Annotated in this window: 16 protein-coding genes; 12 read left to right on the top strand and 4 right to left on the bottom strand. The window is 36.0% G+C overall.

Annotated features, from left to right (window positions below):
• The first annotated feature begins 37 nt into the window (after positions 1-37).
• The 3 genes from IR022_RS13700 (at position 38) to IR022_RS13690 (ending at position 3397) form a co-directional block, all read left to right on the top strand.
• The gene (locus IR022_RS13700; RefSeq protein ID WP_050708142.1) at positions 38-2323 is read left to right on the top strand and encodes an NADP-dependent malic enzyme; all 2286 of its coding nucleotides are present in this window, start codon (positions 38-40) and stop codon (positions 2321-2323) included.
• Positions 2324-2393: 70 nt separating this feature from the next.
• Positions 2394-2738 carry a DUF4878 domain-containing protein gene (locus tag IR022_RS13695; RefSeq protein ID WP_194204137.1) on the top strand — a complete coding sequence of 115 codons (345 nt, stop codon included), beginning with the start codon at positions 2394-2396 and terminating at the stop codon, positions 2736-2738.
• Between the two features lie 71 nt (positions 2739-2809).
• Entirely contained in the window at positions 2810-3397 is a 588-nt protein-coding gene (locus IR022_RS13690) for a YiiX/YebB-like N1pC/P60 family cysteine hydrolase (RefSeq protein WP_194204136.1), read from the top strand.
• Between the two features lie 12 nt (positions 3398-3409).
• Here IR022_RS13690 and dgt read toward each other — a convergent pair whose 3' ends face one another.
• The 3 genes from dgt to lgt all read right to left on the bottom strand — a co-directional run bounded on the left by dgt (position 3410) and on the right by lgt (position 7091).
• Complete coding sequence (dgt, locus tag IR022_RS13685) at positions 3410-4738, bottom strand: dGTP triphosphohydrolase (protein WP_194204135.1); 1329 nt, start codon at positions 4736-4738, stop codon at positions 3410-3412.
• A 283-nt stretch (positions 4739-5021) separates the two neighbouring features.
• Positions 5022-6224, bottom strand: coding sequence for an FprA family A-type flavoprotein (locus IR022_RS13680; RefSeq protein ID WP_050708138.1), 1203 nt, complete (start codon positions 6222-6224; stop codon positions 5022-5024).
• Positions 6225-6239: 15 nt separating this feature from the next.
• Positions 6240-7091 carry a prolipoprotein diacylglyceryl transferase gene (gene lgt / locus IR022_RS13675; RefSeq protein ID WP_050708137.1) on the bottom strand — a complete coding sequence of 284 codons (852 nt, stop codon included), beginning with the start codon at positions 7089-7091 and terminating at the stop codon, positions 6240-6242.
• Between the two features lie 333 nt (positions 7092-7424).
• Between lgt and IR022_RS13670 the strand changes: the two genes are divergently transcribed.
• The 9 genes from IR022_RS13670 (at position 7425) to ahpF (ending at position 18806) form a co-directional block, all read left to right on the top strand.
• Positions 7425-7865: a DUF6769 family protein gene (locus IR022_RS13670; RefSeq protein WP_194204134.1), complete on the top strand. Its 441-nt coding sequence runs from the start codon at positions 7425-7427 to the stop codon at positions 7863-7865.
• Positions 7866-7956: 91 nt separating this feature from the next.
• Positions 7957-9087: an efflux RND transporter periplasmic adaptor subunit gene (locus IR022_RS13665; RefSeq protein ID WP_194204133.1), complete on the top strand. Its 1131-nt coding sequence runs from the start codon at positions 7957-7959 to the stop codon at positions 9085-9087.
• Positions 9088-9196: 109 nt separating this feature from the next.
• Positions 9197-12289: an efflux RND transporter permease subunit gene (locus IR022_RS13660; RefSeq protein WP_194204132.1), complete on the top strand. Its 3093-nt coding sequence runs from the start codon at positions 9197-9199 to the stop codon at positions 12287-12289.
• 74 nt (positions 12290-12363) lie between these two features.
• Positions 12364-13551, top strand: coding sequence for a TolC family protein (locus IR022_RS13655; protein WP_194204131.1), 1188 nt, complete (start codon positions 12364-12366; stop codon positions 13549-13551).
• A 28-nt stretch (positions 13552-13579) separates the two neighbouring features.
• On the top strand, positions 13580-14002 hold the full coding sequence (locus IR022_RS13650; RefSeq protein WP_194204130.1) for a Fur family transcriptional regulator: 423 nt from the start codon (positions 13580-13582) through the stop codon (positions 14000-14002).
• A gap of 242 nt (positions 14003-14244) precedes the next feature.
• Positions 14245-14598: a DUF3244 domain-containing protein gene (locus tag IR022_RS13645; RefSeq protein WP_194204129.1), complete on the top strand. Its 354-nt coding sequence runs from the start codon at positions 14245-14247 to the stop codon at positions 14596-14598.
• An 80-nt stretch (positions 14599-14678) separates the two neighbouring features.
• Complete coding sequence (locus IR022_RS13640; protein ID WP_194204128.1) at positions 14679-16001, top strand: tetratricopeptide repeat protein; 1323 nt, start codon at positions 14679-14681, stop codon at positions 15999-16001.
• Between the two features lie 575 nt (positions 16002-16576).
• A complete protein-coding gene (gene ahpC, locus IR022_RS13635) occupies positions 16577-17143 on the top strand; it encodes an alkyl hydroperoxide reductase subunit C (protein ID WP_050708130.1) in 567 nt (188 codons plus the stop codon).
• Between the two features lie 106 nt (positions 17144-17249).
• On the top strand, positions 17250-18806 hold the full coding sequence (gene ahpF / locus IR022_RS13630) for an alkyl hydroperoxide reductase subunit F (protein WP_050708129.1): 1557 nt from the start codon (positions 17250-17252) through the stop codon (positions 18804-18806).
• Between the two features lie 104 nt (positions 18807-18910).
• Here ahpF and IR022_RS13625 read toward each other — a convergent pair whose 3' ends face one another.
• Positions 18911-19732 carry an aldo/keto reductase gene (locus tag IR022_RS13625; protein ID WP_050708128.1) on the bottom strand — a complete coding sequence of 274 codons (822 nt, stop codon included), beginning with the start codon at positions 19730-19732 and terminating at the stop codon, positions 18911-18913.
• Between the last annotated feature and the right edge of the window lie 93 nt (positions 19733-19825).

Genomic DNA, 19825 nt, shown 5'->3' with positions numbered 1-19825 from the left:
TTAATTTGTAAAATAATCTAGAACCTGTATTGGCATTATGAGAAAAGTTACCAAAGAAGCAGCCTTGCTTTATCACTCGAAGGGCAAACCCGGAAAAATAGAGGTAGTTCCAACCAAACCTTATAGTAATCAAACCGATTTGGCATTAGCCTATTCGCCGGGCGTAGCAGAACCTTGTCTCGAAATAGAGAAAGATCCAGATACGGCATACGATTATACCATCAAAGGTAATTTAGTAGCAGTTATATCAAACGGTACATCAGTACTAGGGCTCGGTGATATTGGTGCTTTGGCAGGTAAACCCGTAATGGAAGGTAAAGGATTACTTTTTAAGATATTTGCAGGTATAGATGTATTTGATATAGAAGTGGATGAAAAAGATCCTGAAAGATTCATACAAACAGTAAAGGCTATTTCTCCAACTTTTGGAGGAATCAATCTTGAAGATATAAAAGCTCCTGAGTGTTTTGAAATAGAACGTCGACTAAAAGAGGAACTTGATATCCCCGTTATGCACGACGATCAACATGGTACAGCCATCATCTCGTCTGCTGCTTTATTGAATGCTTTGGAAATTGCAGGAAAGAAGATAGAGGAGGTAAAGCTTGTTGTGAGTGGTGCAGGAGCGTCTGCCGTAGCTTGTACTAAATTGTATATGAGCTTAGGTGTGCGTAAAGAGAATGTTGTGATGTGCGATAGTAAAGGGGTTATATCTTCAAGCAGAACAAATTTGGATGATCAAAAGAAGTTCTTTGCTACTGATAGAGATATTTCTACTTTGACAGAAGCTATGAAAGACGCTGATGTTTTCTTAGGCTTGTCTAAAGCAGGAGTGGTAACTCCCGATATGTTGAAATTGATGAATGATAATCCTATTGTATTTGCTTTGGCAAATCCCGATCCGGAGATTGCTTATGACGATGCAGTTGGAGCAAGAGAGGATGTTATATTTGCAACCGGAAGATCTGATTATCCTAATCAGGTAAATAATGTACTAGGATTCCCTTATATATTTCGTGGAGCTTTGGATGTTAGAGCCAAAGGTATAAATGAAGAAATGAAATTGGCTGCCGTAAAAGCTCTGGCTAATTTGGCAAAAGAATCGGTTCCCGATGTCGTAAATGCTGCTTATGGGCTTCAACGCACTGTATTTGGACGAGATTATTTTATCCCCAAGCCATTAGACCCTCGTTTGTTAACTGCTGTGTCTATTGCTGTTGCAAAGGCTGCAATAGAATCGGGTGTTGCGCGTAGACCTATTGACGATTGGTCTGCTTATGAGAATAAACTAACCGAGATGATGGGGTATAGCAATAAATTGGTGAGACAGTTGACCAGTCTGGCTAAAAAGCATCCCAAGAAGATTGTATTTTGTGAAGGTAATCACATCAATATGATAAAAGCGGCTGTTATTACTAAGAACGAAGAGATTTGTGATCCTATTCTTATTGGTAATGCAGAACGTATACAACGAATTGCAAAAGATAATAATTTGAATATTTCAGGTATTGAAATTATAAATCATAGAGCTTTGACCGAAGATATTCGTCGTGATAAATATGCTCGTATATTATCTGAAAAAAGACAAAGACAAGGTATTACCTATGTTGAGGCTTTTGAGAAAATGAATGACCGTAACTATTTCGGTATGATGATGGTTGAAACCGGAGAAGCTGATTCTCTTATTACAGGGGTGTATAGTCATTACCAAGAGTTTGCTCAAAAGGCTATTGAGGTAATAGGTTTACGTCCAGATACCGATCATTTTGCAGCAATGCATATTTTACAGACTAAAAAGGGTACATTCTTTATTGCTGATACGCTAATAAATAGATGGCCTAATAAGGATGCTTTGGTTGATATTGCAAAATTGACTCACAATGCAGTGAAGTTTTTTAATATTGATCCTGTAATGGCAATGCTATCTTTTTCTAACTTTGGCGCAGATAAAGACGGAAGTCCTCATAGTATTGCTCAGGCGGTAGATTATTTGCATAAGAATAATCCGGAGATAGAAATTGATGGAGAGATGCAGGTTAACTTCGCTCTAAATAAGGAATTAAGAGATACAACATTCCCTTTTAATACATTGAAGGGTAAAGATGTAAATACACTTATATTTCCCAATTTAAGCTCGGCAAATGTAGTTAGCAGATTACTTGTCGATTTGGGAATATCGGGTGAAACAATAGGACCTATTCAAATGGGGTTGAACAAGCCAGTACATTTTACAGATATAGAAAGCTCGGTGCGAGATATAATAAATCTAACAACGGTAGCTGTTATTGATGCAATTGTATATGAGAGTAAATCGTCAAATTAATAAATTGAAGGTATCCAAATAATGGCGAAAAGCTCGTATGGATGCTTGCTAAAATAATAAATAGATATTTATGAAAAAAATAGTATTACTATTATTCGTTTCGGTTGCTTTTGTTTCTTGTAATAGTAATTCACCGAAAGTAGCTGCCGAAAAATTCACCGAAAGTATGGCTAAAGGAGATATGGAAGGTGCTAAAAAATACGTGACTGCAGGAACTGCTTCTCTTATTGATATGGCAACTCAAATGTCGGGTGATGCATTACCTAAATATCCTGACTTTAAGTTTGAGATGATTAAAGATTCAATTGTTGGAGATTCAATAGCTTGGGTTACTTATTTATCGCCTCAGGGTAATCAAGAGGAACTTAACTTAGTGAAACGAGATGGTGAATGGAAAGTTACAATGGGTAAATAAGGCACAGACCTTTTTATTACCTCGGTAAATGTTATTACCCGTTACTGTTTTATATATTATACGGTAAATAGTTGGATACTCTTAAAATCTTTTTGTTAAGCTTGTTTTTGTTATTATTGGGCTGTCATAAGAATGAAAAGATCAATGATAATGGATTAAATACACAAGAGTTTCAAAATGGAGATATTATATATCGTCATGGGAATGGATTCTTCTCTGATTATTTTAGAAAATCATCAAATAGAGAACAATTGTATTCCCATGGCGGTATTGTTGTTATAGACAGTAGCCAAGTGTATGTAATACATTCTGAGGCGAGCGAGTTTACAGGAATAGGAGGTGTCAGAAAAGAGGAACTAAACACTTTTCTGAAAGATATATCTACTTGGGGAGTTTATAGATTAGATACAACACAAATAGTTCGAGATTCTATCGTTTGCGTTGCTACTCAATATTTGAATAAGGAGACACCTTTCGATCTCGATTTTGACAATAGTTCTGATGAGAAAGTATATTGTACGGAATTGATCGCTATTTCGATCAATAACGCCATCCATCGGAATTTGATAAAACCGACGGGAACTATTCGTAATAAGCAATACTACGCAATTGATGATACTTACCTTATAAAAGAAATGAAGCTAATCATCAGAAAATAAAAATAGGAGATCTTAAACGGCAGGTAAACTCATACCTGTTATCTTTCGGTATAAATCTAAAGCATAAATATCGGTCATTCCCGAAATATAATCCAAGATAGCCAATACACGCGTGTATAATGACGGGTCTTGTACCTCATACTGCTCGGGAACCCTTCTTAATAAAAGTTGAGAATATGCTTTGTCCGGATCGCGTATTGCATCCATCAATGTATCCAATAGTAATCCGATGATGCGATGTCCTGCAAGTTCTATGTCCAGAACATCTTTAGCTCTATAAATGTATTTGACACTGTATTCAGTACACGTTTTGTATGCTTCTCTCGAAAGATTAGGAATATGTTTGATTAAAGCTCCATTGAAAGTTCCACTAAGAATTTCTTCTTCGTGGTCTATGAATACCTGAGCACATTCATTTACAAGCAAGCCTATAACATTAGATCGTAAATAAGCCAATTGTTCATTTACATCGTTTACAAGCAGCATCGTTCTTCTCATTTTTTCTTGCCTTTCGGGAGGAAAGAAATTCATAAAAAGTTCTATTGTTCTTTCAGTTGTCAGAATATGTAGTTTATGAGCATCCTCAATGTCCATAATCTTGTAACATATATCATCGGCAGCCTCTACAAGATAAACAAGAGGGTAACGAGCCAATCTAAGGGGCTGTTCCTGCAATTTAGGTATTCCTAGTTCATCTGCTATTTTTGTTACGTCAGCCTCCTCTGCTTGGAAGAATCCAAATTTACCTTTACCATGTGCTAATTCTGATGAAAAGGGATATTTTATGATAGAAGCCAACATGGAATAAGTCATAGCAAAACCTCCTTTTCTACGTCCTATAAACTGGTGGGTTAGTAGGCGAATTGAGTTTGCATTTCCATCGAAATTAATAAAGTCTTCCCATCGTCCATCACCTTTTACTATATCGTGATAAAGTGGTTGTCCTTTACCTTCTGAAAAATAAGTGGCAATGGCTTTTTCTCCCGAATGTCCGAAAGGAGGATTACCCAAATCGTGAGCCAAACAGGCAGCAGCAACAATTGATCCTATTTCTTCAAAAGCTGCTGGAGAATCCGGATATTTTGTGCGTAGCGCCTTAGACACCATCAAACTGATAGATCGTCCCACAGAAGATACTTCTAAGCTGTGCGTTAATCTATTATGTACAAATACACTGCCTGGAAGTGGAAATACTTGAGTTTTATTTTGAAGCCTTCTGAAAGGCGATGAAAAGATGAGGCGGTCGTAATCTCTTTGGAAATCGGAGCGATCATGTTGTCTTTCGTCATGAAATTCTTCCATTCCAAAACGTTTAGACGATAATAGTTTTTGCCATTCCATATTTAAGTAGATGAAAACGTTTAATGATATATTCTAATTTGTACGGGGTAGGGCTTGCTCTATGCATTCAATTGCTGCAAATAGATAAGCTGTCCCCTAAACCTAAACACTAAAAAGGTCTAAGACCTAAAGATAGGATTAAATTATTTTTTAGTCAATCTATTGAGCTATAAAAGACAAACGAGACTATTATAATAGTCTCGTTTGTGAAGTTATTCTCGTTTATAAGAATGAATCGTCTTTTAATCTAATGGAGAAAAGAATAAAAAGGTTTGTAACCTGTTTATCTATCCAGAATTAGTTTATCAGCCATAGTTTTACCTAAAGCTATACAAGCATCATAAGTTTGAAGGCTCATCGATTGTTTCATTTCTACGGGAGTACCTATTATCTCGAAATTGGTACTTTCAGCAAACTGTGCTATGCGTTTAAGTGCTGCACCTGCCCATGTATATGAACCAAAATAGCTGAAATATCTGTTTTTCATATCTCTTTCTTCTATTTTTGCAAGAAGAGTGGCTACCTCTGGAAACAATTTATTGTTATAAGTAGGCGATCCTATTATAAGACCTTTATACTTAAATATATCACGAATAATATATGAGTGAGAGCGTTTAGATGTATTATGAAGTATAATTTCTTTAATACCTTGTTGAGCCAATTCCAAAGCTATTGTCTCAGCCATTTGCTCGGTATTTCCGTACATACTTCCGTAGGCTATAACTACACCTTCATCGCCTTCGTATTTACTTAGTTTGTCATAGATCGAAATAACTTTACTTATTTGCTCGGGAATAGTCCAGATCGGACCATGAGTAGAGCAAATATAATTGATTTCGAGGTGACTTAGTTTTTGTAATGCTTTTTGAACGGGAGAACCAAACTTACCTACCACATTTGAATAATAACGTACCATCTCGTCATAGTAACGCTCTGGGTGTAATTGTTTGTCGGTAATTCCACCGTCAAGTGTACCGAATGTACCGAATGCATCTCCTGAGAAGATCATTTTCTCGGTTGTTTCATAAGTCATCATAGTTTCTGGCCAGTGTACCATTGGTGTTAGATAAAACACTAAGTTGTGTTTACCTAAGCTCAATTGTTCGCCGTCTTCTATAACTAATACACCGTCAGTAATACCATAAAATCCGCTTACCATATCGGCAGTTCTCTTGTTGCCAACAATCTGAATGTTTGGATATTTGGTTTTAAGTAATCTTAGCGATCCTGAGTGATCGGGTTCCATGTGATTGATTACTAGGTAATCAAGTTCCTTTCCGTCTAGTGCTGTTTCTAATTTCTGTAGAAAAATGTCTGAATAACAGATGTCTACAGTGTCGAATAGTGCTGTTTTTTGGTCTACAATTAAATAAGAATTATACGAAACTCCTTTAGGGAGAGGCCATAAATTTTCGAATAAAGCCTTTGTTCTGTCATTAACGCCAATATAGTATAAGTCTTCCTTTATTTGAATAGGTTTTAACATAATACAAATAATATATTATTTTTTATCGATAGTTTGTTCTTTGTTTTTAAGGGCATTATATACTAACCAAACACCCCATATAACGAATGGGATACTTAGTAATTGTCCCATATTAATACCTATACTTGCTCTCATTTGTACTTCAAAAGGCTCTTGTACGTTCTTCATGTATTCGATAAAGAATCGAGATAAGAAAATTCCGATTAACGAAATACCTAATATAAGACCTTGTTTCTCTTTAGCACGTGTTTTGTAAAACATATACATGGTCAGAATAAATATCGCAAAATATATGACAGCTTCATATATTTGTGTAGGGTGGCAAGGTAATTCTCCTGCTCCTCCATCTACAAGAGGCAAGTGCCAGCTTCTATCTCTCACGAAATTGAATCCCCAAGGCATTGTTGTTGGGCCTCCGTATATTTCGGAATTCATAAGATTTCCTACGCGAATAAAAGCAGCTCCAATGGCGACCCCTACAATAAGGCGATCGAGTGCCCATATAATACTTTTTTTACTGACGTTGCGGCAGAAAAGCCAGATACCGATAGTCATCCCTATTGCCCCACCATGACTGGCAAGACCGCCTTCCCAAATCTTGAGAATTTCGATTGGATGAGATAGATAATATCCTGGGTCATAGAATAGACAATGTCCAAGTCGGGCACCTATTATAAGACCAATTAATACATACACAAAGAGAGAATCGAACCACTTTTCGGGAAGTTTTTCCGATTGATACATTTTTTGTACCACATAAGACGTACAAAGTACTCCTATTGCCCAACATAATCCGTACCAACGGATTTCTCGTCCAAAAATATTAACTAATTCAGGACTAACATCCCATGTGATAAAAGCAAGCATAAATAAATGTTATTAGAACAGACTTCTTTATTAAATATACAGATGATATTATGTTATAAAGAGGGCATATTACTATTAAAGACGCAAATATACAGAAAATAAAATAGATTTATCTAGCTAATAAACCATAAAATATTTTGTGCGAATACTTGGTTTTTAGTGGCTTTTAATTGATTATCCCGGATAAACCTTTTGTAATGATTTCTGTTATATGTGTAAGCTGTTCTAAAAAAATGCATTATTTTTGAAGTTATAATACTACTAAAATGGTAAATGCAACCAGGTTGCAAGATAGAATTGTTACTTTTGTAGTCTGATGTGGTAGAACAAATTATGAATAAGAAGAAATTTATAATACAAATATGTTTGATGCTCGCTTGTATATTTTTACAGGTTCACATTATTCTACCTCATTTTCATCACGATGGAATTGTATGTATAACCAAAGAAGGAAATACTGAATGCCTAAAATGTCACTCTTCCTCTGAAAGTCATAATCATGCGAAAGACCATTGTGCTGATACTCTTGATAAATGCGATTTGAAACAGATTGTTATGCGTCAGTATGATTCTGATGATGATACCAATAGTTTACATTCAATAGATCTGCTTACTGTGTATTGTCTGATTTATCCATTGACTAATCTTCATTTAGAGTATCCATATTCTTCCCTTGATTGGACTCAAATACCTTATTTCGATAATTATACTTCCCCTTTTACTGGCTCTGCAAAAAGTTTAAGAGCCCCTCCTGTGTCTTCCTTTTTAGGATAAACCACGTAAATTAATTCGTATTAGTCAAGATTGCTAAACACATCCGATTTGTGTTTTGGTCGGGCATAAATTGTTTATTAAAAGAAACAAAATGAGAAAAAATATATTGTTTGTATTCAGTCTTATAATTTTAGGATGGGGATGCTCAGGACATGGCGATCACTCGCATGATGAAGTAAAAACGGAAGAAGGCGATCACACAGATGAAGTAGTCTTTACTGCCGAACAGGCTAAAGCTATAGGTTTGGAGACTGTTACAGTAGAAGTGGGAGAGTTTCATGAAGTTATTAAAACCAGTGGGCAGATTCTTTCAGCACCTGGAGATGAAATTGTTGTGTCGGCTACAGCAAGTGGTATCGTCACTTTAGATAGAAATTCTCTTACAGAAGGTCTTTCTGTAAAAAGGGGAGAGTCATTACTTTCTATATCTTCTCAAGATCTACCCGATGGCGACCCAGGAGTGAGAGCTAATGCTGCCTATGCAATAGCGGAGAAAGAGTTTCAGCGTGCACAATCTCTTATTGGAGACAAGCTTATTTCGGAAAAAGAATATAATGAGGCTAAGTTGAATTACGAAAATGCAAAAGTGTCTTATCAATCTTATTCTAAAAATAGAGCAGGTGGTGGAGCTGTAATATCATCTTCTCTTAGTGGTTTTATCAAAGCCAAATTAGTAAATGAGGGAGAGTATGTAGAAGTAGGACAGCCTTTGTTTAGAATTACTCAAAATAGAAAACTTCAACTTCGGGCAGATGTTTCCGAGCGCTATTATAAATCGCTGGGTACTGTTATATCTACTAATTTCAGAACACCTTATGATAATCATATTTATGAATTGTCGGAACTCGAAGGACGATTGGTTTCGTATGGTAAGTCGGTAGGAAGTGAGGGTTTTTATATTCCGGTGAATTTTGAATTTAATAATGTCGGTAATATTATCGCAGGTTCTTATGTAGAAGTATTTCTTCTGGGAAAATCACGTCCCGATGTAATTTCAATACCACTATCAGCATTGGTTGAAACGCAAGGATTGTTCTTCGTTTATGTACAGGTTAATGCTGATGATTATCGGAAACAAGAGGTGAAAACAGGAGTTAGTGATGGTAAGAAGATTGAAATTATATCAGGATTGAAAGCCGGAGACAAAGTGGTAGTCAAAGGTGCATACCATATAAAACTTGCGGCTGCGTCAGGATCAATTCCTCATGGTCATACTCATTAAGAGGGTCGTATAACCTTGTTATTGCTTTGGTAAATATTACTCCAAAGCCTGCTATACTATTGTTTATGGCAGTAATTAATTTTGAATACTTACATTAAGAGGAATTGATATGTTAAATAAAATAATACACTTCTCATTAAACAACCGGATTGTGGTTCTGGTGGCTGCCTTTCTACTCTTGATAGGAGGAACTTACACAGCCAAAAATATGGAAATAGATGTATTTCCAGACCTTAATGCTCCCACGGTGGTGGTGATGACCGAGGCCAATGGTATGGCTAGTGAAGAGGTTGAACGCCTTGTTACTTATGCTATTGAAGCCGGAATAAATGGTGCAACTGATGTTAGAAGGGTGCGCTCGTCATCTACAACAGGCTTTTCTGTGGTATGGGCAGAGTTTGAGTGGGGAACCGACATTTATAAAGCTAGACAAGTGGTGGCTGAAAAGTTGGCTGCAATAGCTGGAGAGCTTCCCGATAATATAGGGCAACCTACTCTTGGACCTCAATCTTCTATAATGGGAGAGGTAATGACTATTGGTGTTTCCTCCGATACTACTTCGTTATTGGATTTGCGGACTCTAGCCGATTGGGTAATACGTCCTCGATTGTTATCTACGGGAGGCGTTGCGCAGGTTACGGTAATAGGAGGAGATATAAAAGAATTTCAGATATTGCTTGATCCCGGACGTATGAAACATTACGGAGTGGGATTAAATGAAGTGATGGCTGTGGTTCAGGATATGAACAGAAATGCTTCAGGAGGAATACTATACGAATATGGTAACGAGTATATTGTCAGAGGTATTCTTCAGAGTGAAAATATAGATCAGTTAGGTAAAGCTGTTATAAAGAAGCAAGGCGATGGTGTGATTCTTATTAGCGATATTGCAGATATAAAAATAGGAGGAAAAGAGCCTAGACTGGGTGTGGCTTCCGAAAAAGGGAAAGCGGCAGTATTGATCACTATTACAAAACAGCCTAATACAAATACAATAGAGCTTACCAAGAAATTGGACGCTTCTATCATTGATCTTCAAAAGAATCTTCCATCAGATATTAAAATATCGAGTGATATTTTCCGTCAGGAACGTTTTATACAAAATTCGATTGGTAATGTAGAAAAATCGTTGTACGAAGGATCTATTTTCGTGGTAATTGTACTCTTTCTCTTTTTAATGAATACACGTACTACGTTGATTTCGTTGCTAGCTATACCTTTATCTTTATTAGTATCTATATTAACCCTTAAATTTATGGGGCTAACTATCAATACGATGAGTTTGGGGGGAATGGCTATTGCTATCGGCTCATTAGTAGATGATGCCATTATTGATGTGGAAAACGTATTCAAGCATCTTCGAGAGAATAGGGCTAAGCCGAAAGAGGAGCAGTTACCCGTACTTCAAGTCGTTTTCGAAGCCTCTAAAGAGGTGCGTATGCCCATCCTTAATTCAACTTTAATTATTGTGGCTTGTTTTGTTCCTCTATTCTTTCTGAGCGGAATGGAAGGTCGTATGCTTATGCCGCTGGGTATTGCCTTTATAGTTGCTTTGTTTGCGTCTACGGTTGTCGCTTTAACAGTAACACCGGTTCTTTGCAGCTACTTGTTGGGCAAGACCAAAGGTGATAAAGAAGAAAAAGAACCTCGTTTGGTTTTGACTTTGAAATATTGGTACGAGAAGAGTTTACATTGGGCTCTAGATCATCAGAAAAAGGTGTTGGGTATTACAGGACTGCTGTTAATCTCGGCAATTGTAATCTTTTTTACACTTGGGCGGAATTTTCTTCCTCCTTTCAATGAAGGGTCTTTTACTATCAATATAAATGCTTTACCGGGAATTTCGTTAGATGAGTCGGATAAAATAGGGCGACAAGCCGAAGAGGCACTCTTAGGCATTAAGGAAATACAGACCGTGGGTCGAAAAACGGGTAGGGCAGAGCTCGATGAGCATTCTTTAGGAGTAAATACATCGGAGATAGAAGCTCCATTTATTCTGGGTGATCGTTCAAAAGATGAGCTTTTGGCTGAGGTTCGCGAGAAGTTAAATGCCATTCCGGGTATTGCAGTTGAAGTAGGTCAGCCTATTTCTCACCGTCTCGATCACATGCTTTCGGGTACTAAGGCAAATATTGCGATAAAGCTTTTCGGGGATGATCTGAATCAGCTTTATAAAACAGCCAGCGAAATACGCGATGCTATCCAAAATATAGATGGTATTGCCGATCTGAATGTTGAACAACAAGTGGAACGACCCGAATTGAGGATAACCCCTAGAAGAGAAGTATTAGCTAAATACGGTATTACATTACCCGAATTTTCGGAAATCATTACAACCATGTTATCGGGCGAAGTTGTTTCGCAAGTGTATGAGAATGGAAAAACGTTTGATCTTACAGTTAAAGTAAATGATGATTACAAAGATCAGGCTGAAAAAATAAAGAACCTGATGATTGATGCTGACGGAATAAAAATACCGCTGGAATATGTAGCAGATATACGCTCATCTATGGGACCTAATACTATTAGTAGAGAGAATGTAGAACGTAAGATCGTAGTGTCGGCTAATGTTACAGATCGCGATTTACGAAGTGTAGTAAATGAGATACAGGAAACAATAGGTACTAATATTCAGTTTCCTGAAGGCTATCATGTAGAGTATGGAGGTCAGTTTGAAAGCGAGCAGGCAGCATCAGAAACTTTGATGATAACTTCTTTCTTTGCCATTCTCGTCATATTCTTATTGTTATATAATCAGTTTAAGAATGTATCTCAGTCTATTATTGTACTTATCAATCTGCCATTGTCTCTTATCGGAGGTATATATGTTATCTTGTTTACTACGGGCGAAATAAGTATTCCGGCTATTATCGGGTTTATTGCACTCTTTGGAATTGCCACCCGAAACGGTATATTGTTAATGGCTCACTACAATGATTTGCACAATAGGGGAGAAACTATCGAAAATAGTATTATTCATGGATCGCTAGATAGATTAAATCCTATCTTAATGACTGCCCTTTGTTCGGGATTGGCTCTTATACCTCTTGCCGTACAAGGAGATTTGCCTGGAAATGAAATTCAGAGCCCAATGGCTAAAGTTATTTTAGGAGGTTTGCTAACGTCTACACTGTTGAATATGTATATCATTCCTATCATTTACAGAATGATGCAGCAACGGGCATTGAATAAAAAGAAGTAATACTATGAAGCTAATTAAGGTCATATTTCTTTTTATTTCATTAATGAGTGTAATAACTAAAAGTAATGGTAATTATGAAATACAACAATAAATATATTATACTTATCTATGTATTGATACTCTCTTGGGGAGTAAATGCTCAGGATAGCTTTCAGCAGGTGTTGAGAAATATAGAGTCTAATAATACAACTCTAAAAGCACTGCAAGAACAGACTAAAGCGGATAAGATAAGTAACAAAACTGCTCTTAATCTGGAGAATCCCGAAGTGGGTGTAGGTTATTTGTGGGGTAGTCCTACGGGTGAAGGTAACCGAAAAGATTTGAGCATAACCCAATCTTTTGACTTCCCGACAGCTTATCGTTACAGATCGCAGGTGGTTGCGGGACAGAATACGCAAGCCGATTTAGCGTATAGGCAACAAGCTAAAGAGATTTTGCAAGAAGCCAGAGCTTTTTGTGTAGAGCTTGTATATCAAACAAAGGTTTATGAAGAATTGATAGAACGGGTAAAGTTCGCAAGAGAATTGAGAGAAGCCTATCAAATACGTTTCGATAAGGGAGATATTAATATTATCGAATACAACAAGACTAAGTTGAATTTGCTGAATGAAGAGAAAGCTTTGCAAATCTGTGAGGTGGAAATTGCGACTCTTCGGGCTGAATTGGAGCGGATGAATGGAGGCGAGCCTCTGATGGATGTCTTGGATACTTATTCTAATTATGTGCTGCCGCTAAGCTTCGATCAGTGGTTTACTATGGCTAAGGTGAATAATCCGGCTCTTGAATTAGCCGAAAAAGAAGTTGATGTGAGCCGTAAGCAGGAGAAACTCACCAAAGCTTTAAATCTACCTAAAATATCGGCAGGATATATGAGTGAGCGTCTTTTGGGTGCTACCCATCAAGGGGTTACTCTTGGAATATCTATTCCGTTATGGGAGGGTAAAAATACGGTAAAACATCAAAAAGCCCAAACTTTAGCTTTGCAGGTACAACACAAAGACTCGGAGCTTCAATTTTATAATAATCTAAAGAATCAATATAGTAGAGCCAGTACTTTGTCGGGTTTGCTTCGCGATTATGAAGAAGTATTAAATGTATCTAATAATAAGAGCTTGTTGAAGAAAGCTTTTGATAAAGGTCAATTATCTTTGATTGATTATTTGTTAGAATTGTCGATCTATTATGATACAATAGATGAATATTTGGAGAGGGAGCGAGATTATCAGCTAGCTTTGTCCGAACTTCAACAATGGGATAGCTAACTTTGAGAACATATAAAAGAGTTATATAATGAGTATAGAATATGTTGCCCGATTAGAGGAAAGAGGAGTAAAACCTACTGCCGTAAGATTATTGATCTTTAAGGCAATGCTGGAATATCCTCAGGCATTTAGTTTGTCGGATCTTGAAATAAGTCTTGATACCGTAGATAAGTCGACCCTTTTTAGAACCATATCATTATTTCATGAGAAGTTGCTGATCCATAGTATTGACGATGGCTCAGGGTCGGTTAAGTACTCGGTTTGTAGCTCCGATTGTAACTGTTCCATTCAGGATTTGCATGTTCATTTCAACTGCCATAACTGTAAAAAGACTTTTTGTATGGAAAATATTTCTATACCTAAAGTTCAGTTACCTCAAGGCTTTCTGTTGGAAAGTGTAAATTTTGTATTGAAAGGTTTATGTGATAAGTGTTCGAAGATTAAAGAATAACTATAATCATTTCTTTTGCTGGAAGGAAGATACTCAAATCTGAGTATCTTCCTTTTTTTTATAACTTTTTTATAATTCTTTCTTTTAAAAATATTAAATGAATATCTGATCTGTGCTACTTGATATTTTTCAACTTATTTTACTGGAAAATCCCGTATAGGGTATAAAAAACTCTGTAATATAGGTTATTATTAGAGTCTATCAGTTTAAATTTTTTTTGCATGATTAAGAATAGAAATACTATGAAAATTACAAGCTTATTGATTATCATTAGCTGTATTGCTTTATTATTTACTTCCTGTGAGAAGGACGAAATGGGTATAGGTACTACTGGAGGTGGCGGTATGGATAACTCCGTAGAATCTACATCTAGTAGATCTGGACTTCAATCACTTGATTTGAATGTAGATTTAGGTCAAGTAAGTGTGAACATAACCAATACAAATGAAGAAGTAGTTTTTTATAAAGAAGTAGATACTTCTTTGGACGAAAATACGTCTATAGATATTTCTAGTTTGCCTTCTGATATCTATTATATTGATATTGTTGGTAAGGATGGGGAAATTATTGAACATGATAGTTTTATTCTAAAATGACAAGAAAGCATACAACAGTTTCAAAAGATTAATTATTGAAACTGTTTTTTATTTTTTCAAAGGTTTTAAGAAATTCACCTATGAGAGTAACATCAAACTTTATACTGCTTCTAATTACTACTATTATATTATTTTCTTGTAAAGAAAATAACCATTCCACAGAACTATTAAATAAAGCTCAAGCTATACTGGAGACTAATCCTGATCAGGCACTTAGATTAGTTGATTCTATTGAAAATCCAAAGAATCTTGAAAAAGATGCTTACATGAAATATATAGTAACTTATGTGGGAGCAAAAAAGGAAACAAAAGCTGATATAACTACAGACACTATAATCTTCGAGGCTCAAAATTATTTTAGTAAAAAGGGTGATTTTCCAAATTTAGCATTAGCAAGTTATTATGGAGGATGGGTATATTATGAAAATAATAAATTACCAAAGTCATTGGAAGCTTTTATGCATGGGGCTTATGCTGCTGACAAATCAAACAATTATCTTTTGGCTGGTAGAAGTTTCAATAATATCGGATATATTTATTTTGAACAGGAAATTTTAGATAGTGCTATAGTCAATTATAAAAAGGCCTTGTTTTATTATGATAGAGTAGAGAATATAGATCAAAGAAAATTAAAAACATTAACTAATATAGGAAGATCATATGAAGATTGTAATAAATTTGATAGTGCCTATTTTTATTTTAATAAAGCCTTAGATAAGTCAATTGAAATAAATAATGAGGAATATCAGAGCTTTTCTTTACAGAACTTAGGAATTGTTTGTTATGGTCTTAAAGATTATGATAAAGCGATTGAGTATCTCGAGTCTGCATTGGCTATGAATATTACGAATGAAGTGGAATCTAGAAAAATGCATCTAGTATTGTTGAAAAGCAATAATAAAAAACAAGACTCTAAATCAGCGAAAAAATATGCTGACTTAGTTACTGCAAGTTTACCTGAGGTAAACTATATTCATACAATTAAAGAGATATATGCAGCTCTTGCCGATTATTACCAACAAATAGGGGATTATAAAGAAGCTTTACATTATAGGGATTTAGAAAAAGAAGTCACGCAACAGATAAAAGAAGATACTGAAGTTGCAGCCTTACTCGGTGCTGATAAAAATTTCCACTTAACTTTAAAAAGGCAGCAGATAGATCAGTATAAAGCTCAAGTTTGCTTCTGGTTAATAGTTGGCGGTGTTGTTTTTATTTCAATATTAATTTTATCAGCATTTCTCTTTAAATTACATAAGAAGGATAAAAAGGAAATAGAATTACAAGCACAAAAATATGATAATATAAAGAGTCAGTTAATTTCTATGGGGATTGAGTCTAAAGCTAAAGAAGCAGAGATAGCATCTATGCTGGCGGATGAGGAAGACGATGAGGATGAATAGTCCCTGCATAGAGTGAAAGTATTAGATATATAATAAAGGTTCGAGAAAATTCCATTCTCGAGCCTTTATTGTTTTAAATATCTAAATTGATTGAATGAAAATCCATTTTGAGAATGAGCTTTCTTTGTTTATAAGATATGACAGATATAATTTTTTATTCTCATAATATATTTAGTTTGGCTTAGCTAATAGATGATATTTATTTGTCAATAATGATACGATAGAGAAAAAGTGTTTTCTAATGACTCTCAAAAAGTAAAAAATGAAATATTAGTTAAAAAAATGTCTTTTTTTAGATTGATGATTTTTAAGATTGTTTTGTATTGATTGTTAGATTCTTGAGTGGATTTTGTAGTTGACAGAAGTCTCTCTGTTGATGTTTGCTTTGCAACCTTAATGAATGTTTTGTAACTTATTGTTTTTGTTAATATTTAGCATTGTTAAGTATCAGATTTCGAATTTTAGAGGATATAGTCGATATAGGTATTTTCTATAAAGGATAGTTTGTTTATAAATAAAAACTATATATCTTTGCATCATCATAAACGAAATTTATCAACTTAATAATAAAAAATATGGAACCAATTATCAATTCTCAATCACCAGAGTTCAAAGTACAAGCTTATCACAATGGAGCTTTCAAAACAGTTAGCAGCGACGACGTAAAAGGAAAATGGGCTGTTTTCTTTTTCTACCCAGCCGATTTTACATTTGTTTGTCCTACTGAATTAGTAGACATCGCAGATAAATACGATCAACTGCAAGCAATGGGTGTTGAGGTGTATTCTGTAAGTACAGATTCTCATTTTGTACACAAAGCATGGCATGATGCTTCTGAAACTATCCGTAAAATCAAATACCCAATGTTAGCCGATCCAACAGGATTGTTGAGTCGTGCATTTGGTGTAATGATCGAATCAGAAGGAATGGCATACAGAGGAACTTTCTTGGTGAATCCAGAAGGACAAATCAAAATTGCTGAAATTCATGACAATGGTATCGGACGTAATGCTGACGAATTGCTACGTAAAATTGAGGCTGCTCAGTTTGTAGCTACTCATGATGGTGAAGTTTGTCCAGCTAAATGGAAAAAAGGAGATGAGACTTTAAAACCTAGTATTGACTTGGTTGGTAAGATCTAATTAAGGAATACTGAGACCGGCAATTGCCGGTCTTAATTTTTCAGATATCATCCGCTTAAATAACTATTAGGTCGAAGACCATTAAACTGAAAATAAAAATTTAGATATGTTAGATTCCTCTTTAAAAGAACAATTACGTACTGTATTTGCAGAGCTTAAGGCTCAATATACATTTGATATAGCAGTGTCTAATCAACATGAAAGCCGCAACGAATTACTCGAAATGTTATCAGATGTAGCTTCTTGCTCAGATAAATTATCCTGTGAAGTGAATGAAGGAAATGGACTTGAGTTTTCGCTCCTCAAAGATGGCGAAAAAACAGGCGTTAAATTTCGTGGCATTCCTAATGGACATGAGTTTACCTCATTATTATTGGCTATACTGAACAGCGATGGTAAGGGAAAGAATATTCCGGATGATTTCATTGTAGGTAGAGTGAAGGCTTTGAAAGGACCTATTAATTTGACTACTTATGTATCTTTAACATGTACCAATTGCCCTGATATTGTTCAGGCTCTGAATGCAATGGCTATCCTAAATCCTGAGATTTCTCATGAAATGGTTGATGGAGCATTGAATCAGGAAGAAGTTGATGCATTAAAATTACAAGGAGTTCCTGCTGTATTTGCAGATGGTAAGTTGCTTCATGTAGGAAGAGGAGATTTTGGAGAATTGTTATCGAAACTCGAAAATCAATATGGTAGCGACGATCAGAAGATCGAAACCGGTACTTCTAAGAATTACGATGTAGTTGTAGTCGGTGGAGGTCCTGCCGGTGCAGCCGCAGCAATATATTCGGCACGTAAAGGCTTAAGTGTAGCATTATTGGCTGAACGTATTGGAGGACAAGTTAAAGAAACTGTGGGTATTGAGAATATGGTTTCTGTTCCTAAAACCACAGGAGAAGAACTTGCCAATAATTTGAAACTACATATAAAAGACTATGCTATTGATGTATTAGAGCATCGCTTAGTCGAAAATGTAGAGGTAGAAGAAGGTCATAAGGTTGTATATACCAATGTAGGAGAGAAGTTGATAACTCCTGCTTTGATTATTGCAACAGGTGCAAGCTGGCGTAAACTTAATGTTGCTGGTGAATCTGAATATATCGGAAGAGGTGTTGCTTTTTGTCCTCACTGCGATGGTCCTTTCTACAAAGGAAAGCATGCAGCGGTAGTAGGCGGTGGAAACTCAGGTATTGAGGCTGCTATTGACTTAGCAGGTATCTGCTCGAAAGTAACTGTTTTCGAATTTTTAGATGAGCTGAAGGCTGATAAAGTGCTACAAGAAAAAGTAAGAAGTTTGCCTAATGTAGAGATTATTCTAAGTTCTCAAACTACGGAAGTAGTTGGAAATGGTGATAAGGTTACAGGCATCCGTGTAAAAGATCGTAAGACAGAACAAGAACGTGTTGTTGATCTGGATGGTATCTTTGTACAGATCGGATTGGCTGCTAACAGTTCGGTATTCAAAGGCGTGGTAAGTACGAATCGTTTCGGCGAAATAGAAGTAGATAGCCATTGTCGTACGGATGTTCCGGGTATTTATGCTGCGGGAGACGTAACTACCGTTCCTTACAAACAAATTATTATAGCTATGGGTGAAGGTGCAAAGGCTTCCCTTTCGGCTTTCGAAGATCGTATCAGAGGTGTACTCTCTTAAATATATAATAAGAATAGAAAAGGCTGCCCATATTGGGTAGCCTTTTTTTTATATTATGCTCTTTGGTTATTATATTTACCAAAGCAATAAAAGGATCTGCGACCTTAGAAATTAAAGTTGTCAGGATCTGACCCTAAGCGCAAGCCTTTGTGTAAAGAGCTTATCTGTTTAACTTCAGTATCTGTCAGTTGAAAATCGTTGATATTCAGATTTTCAATTTGTCTTTCTTTATGCACTGATTTTGGAATCACAATTACTCCACGTTCCAGATTCCAGCGAAGTACTATTTGTGCGGCACTTTTATTATGCTTCTTGGCTATTTCAAGAACCACGGGGTTACTCAATACATCCGATTGCCCTGCACCTAATGGTCCCCATGCTTCGGGGTATATGCCCTTTTCTTTGCAATAGTTAATAAGAGATTCTTGGATAAGGTAAGGATAGCACTCAATCTGATTTACTGCCGGGACTATTTCAGCCTGTTGTAATAGATCATCCAGATGATGAGAGTGATAATTACTTACACCTATCGCTTTCACTTTCCCTGCTCTGTATATCTCCTCCATTTTTTTCCAAACACTTACATAAGTTCCCCTCACAGGCCAATGTACGAGGTATAAGTCTACATAGTTTGTGCCTAGTTTTTCGAGGCTGGCATCAAGAGCTTCTTTTACTTTGCCTGATCGCTGATCGTCATTCCAAAGTTTGGTTGTCAGGAATATTTCTTGGCGAGGTACTCCCGAGTCTTTAATTGCTTTACCTACTTCTTCTTCATTGCCATAAATCATCGCAGTATCTATATGTCTATATCCAACAGATAATGCCGATTTCACTGTCTCATATGCTACGTTTGCATCATTTACTCTAAAGACACCAAGCCCTATGGCGGGTATCCTTACTCCATTGTTTAATATAAATTCTTTCATATAATATTATTGTTAAGGTCTCAGACCAATTTATTCGTTGTTGTGGAGGCGGCAATTAATATTTACATATTATTGTAGTCTGCTTAGATCTAT

This window comes from Dysgonomonas sp. GY617, assembly GCF_015233815.1.
Lineage (GTDB): Bacteria > Bacteroidota > Bacteroidia > Bacteroidales > Dysgonomonadaceae > Dysgonomonas_A.
Note: the sequence above shows the minus strand (reverse complement) of the source record. Positions and strands in the feature narration are given on the sequence as shown.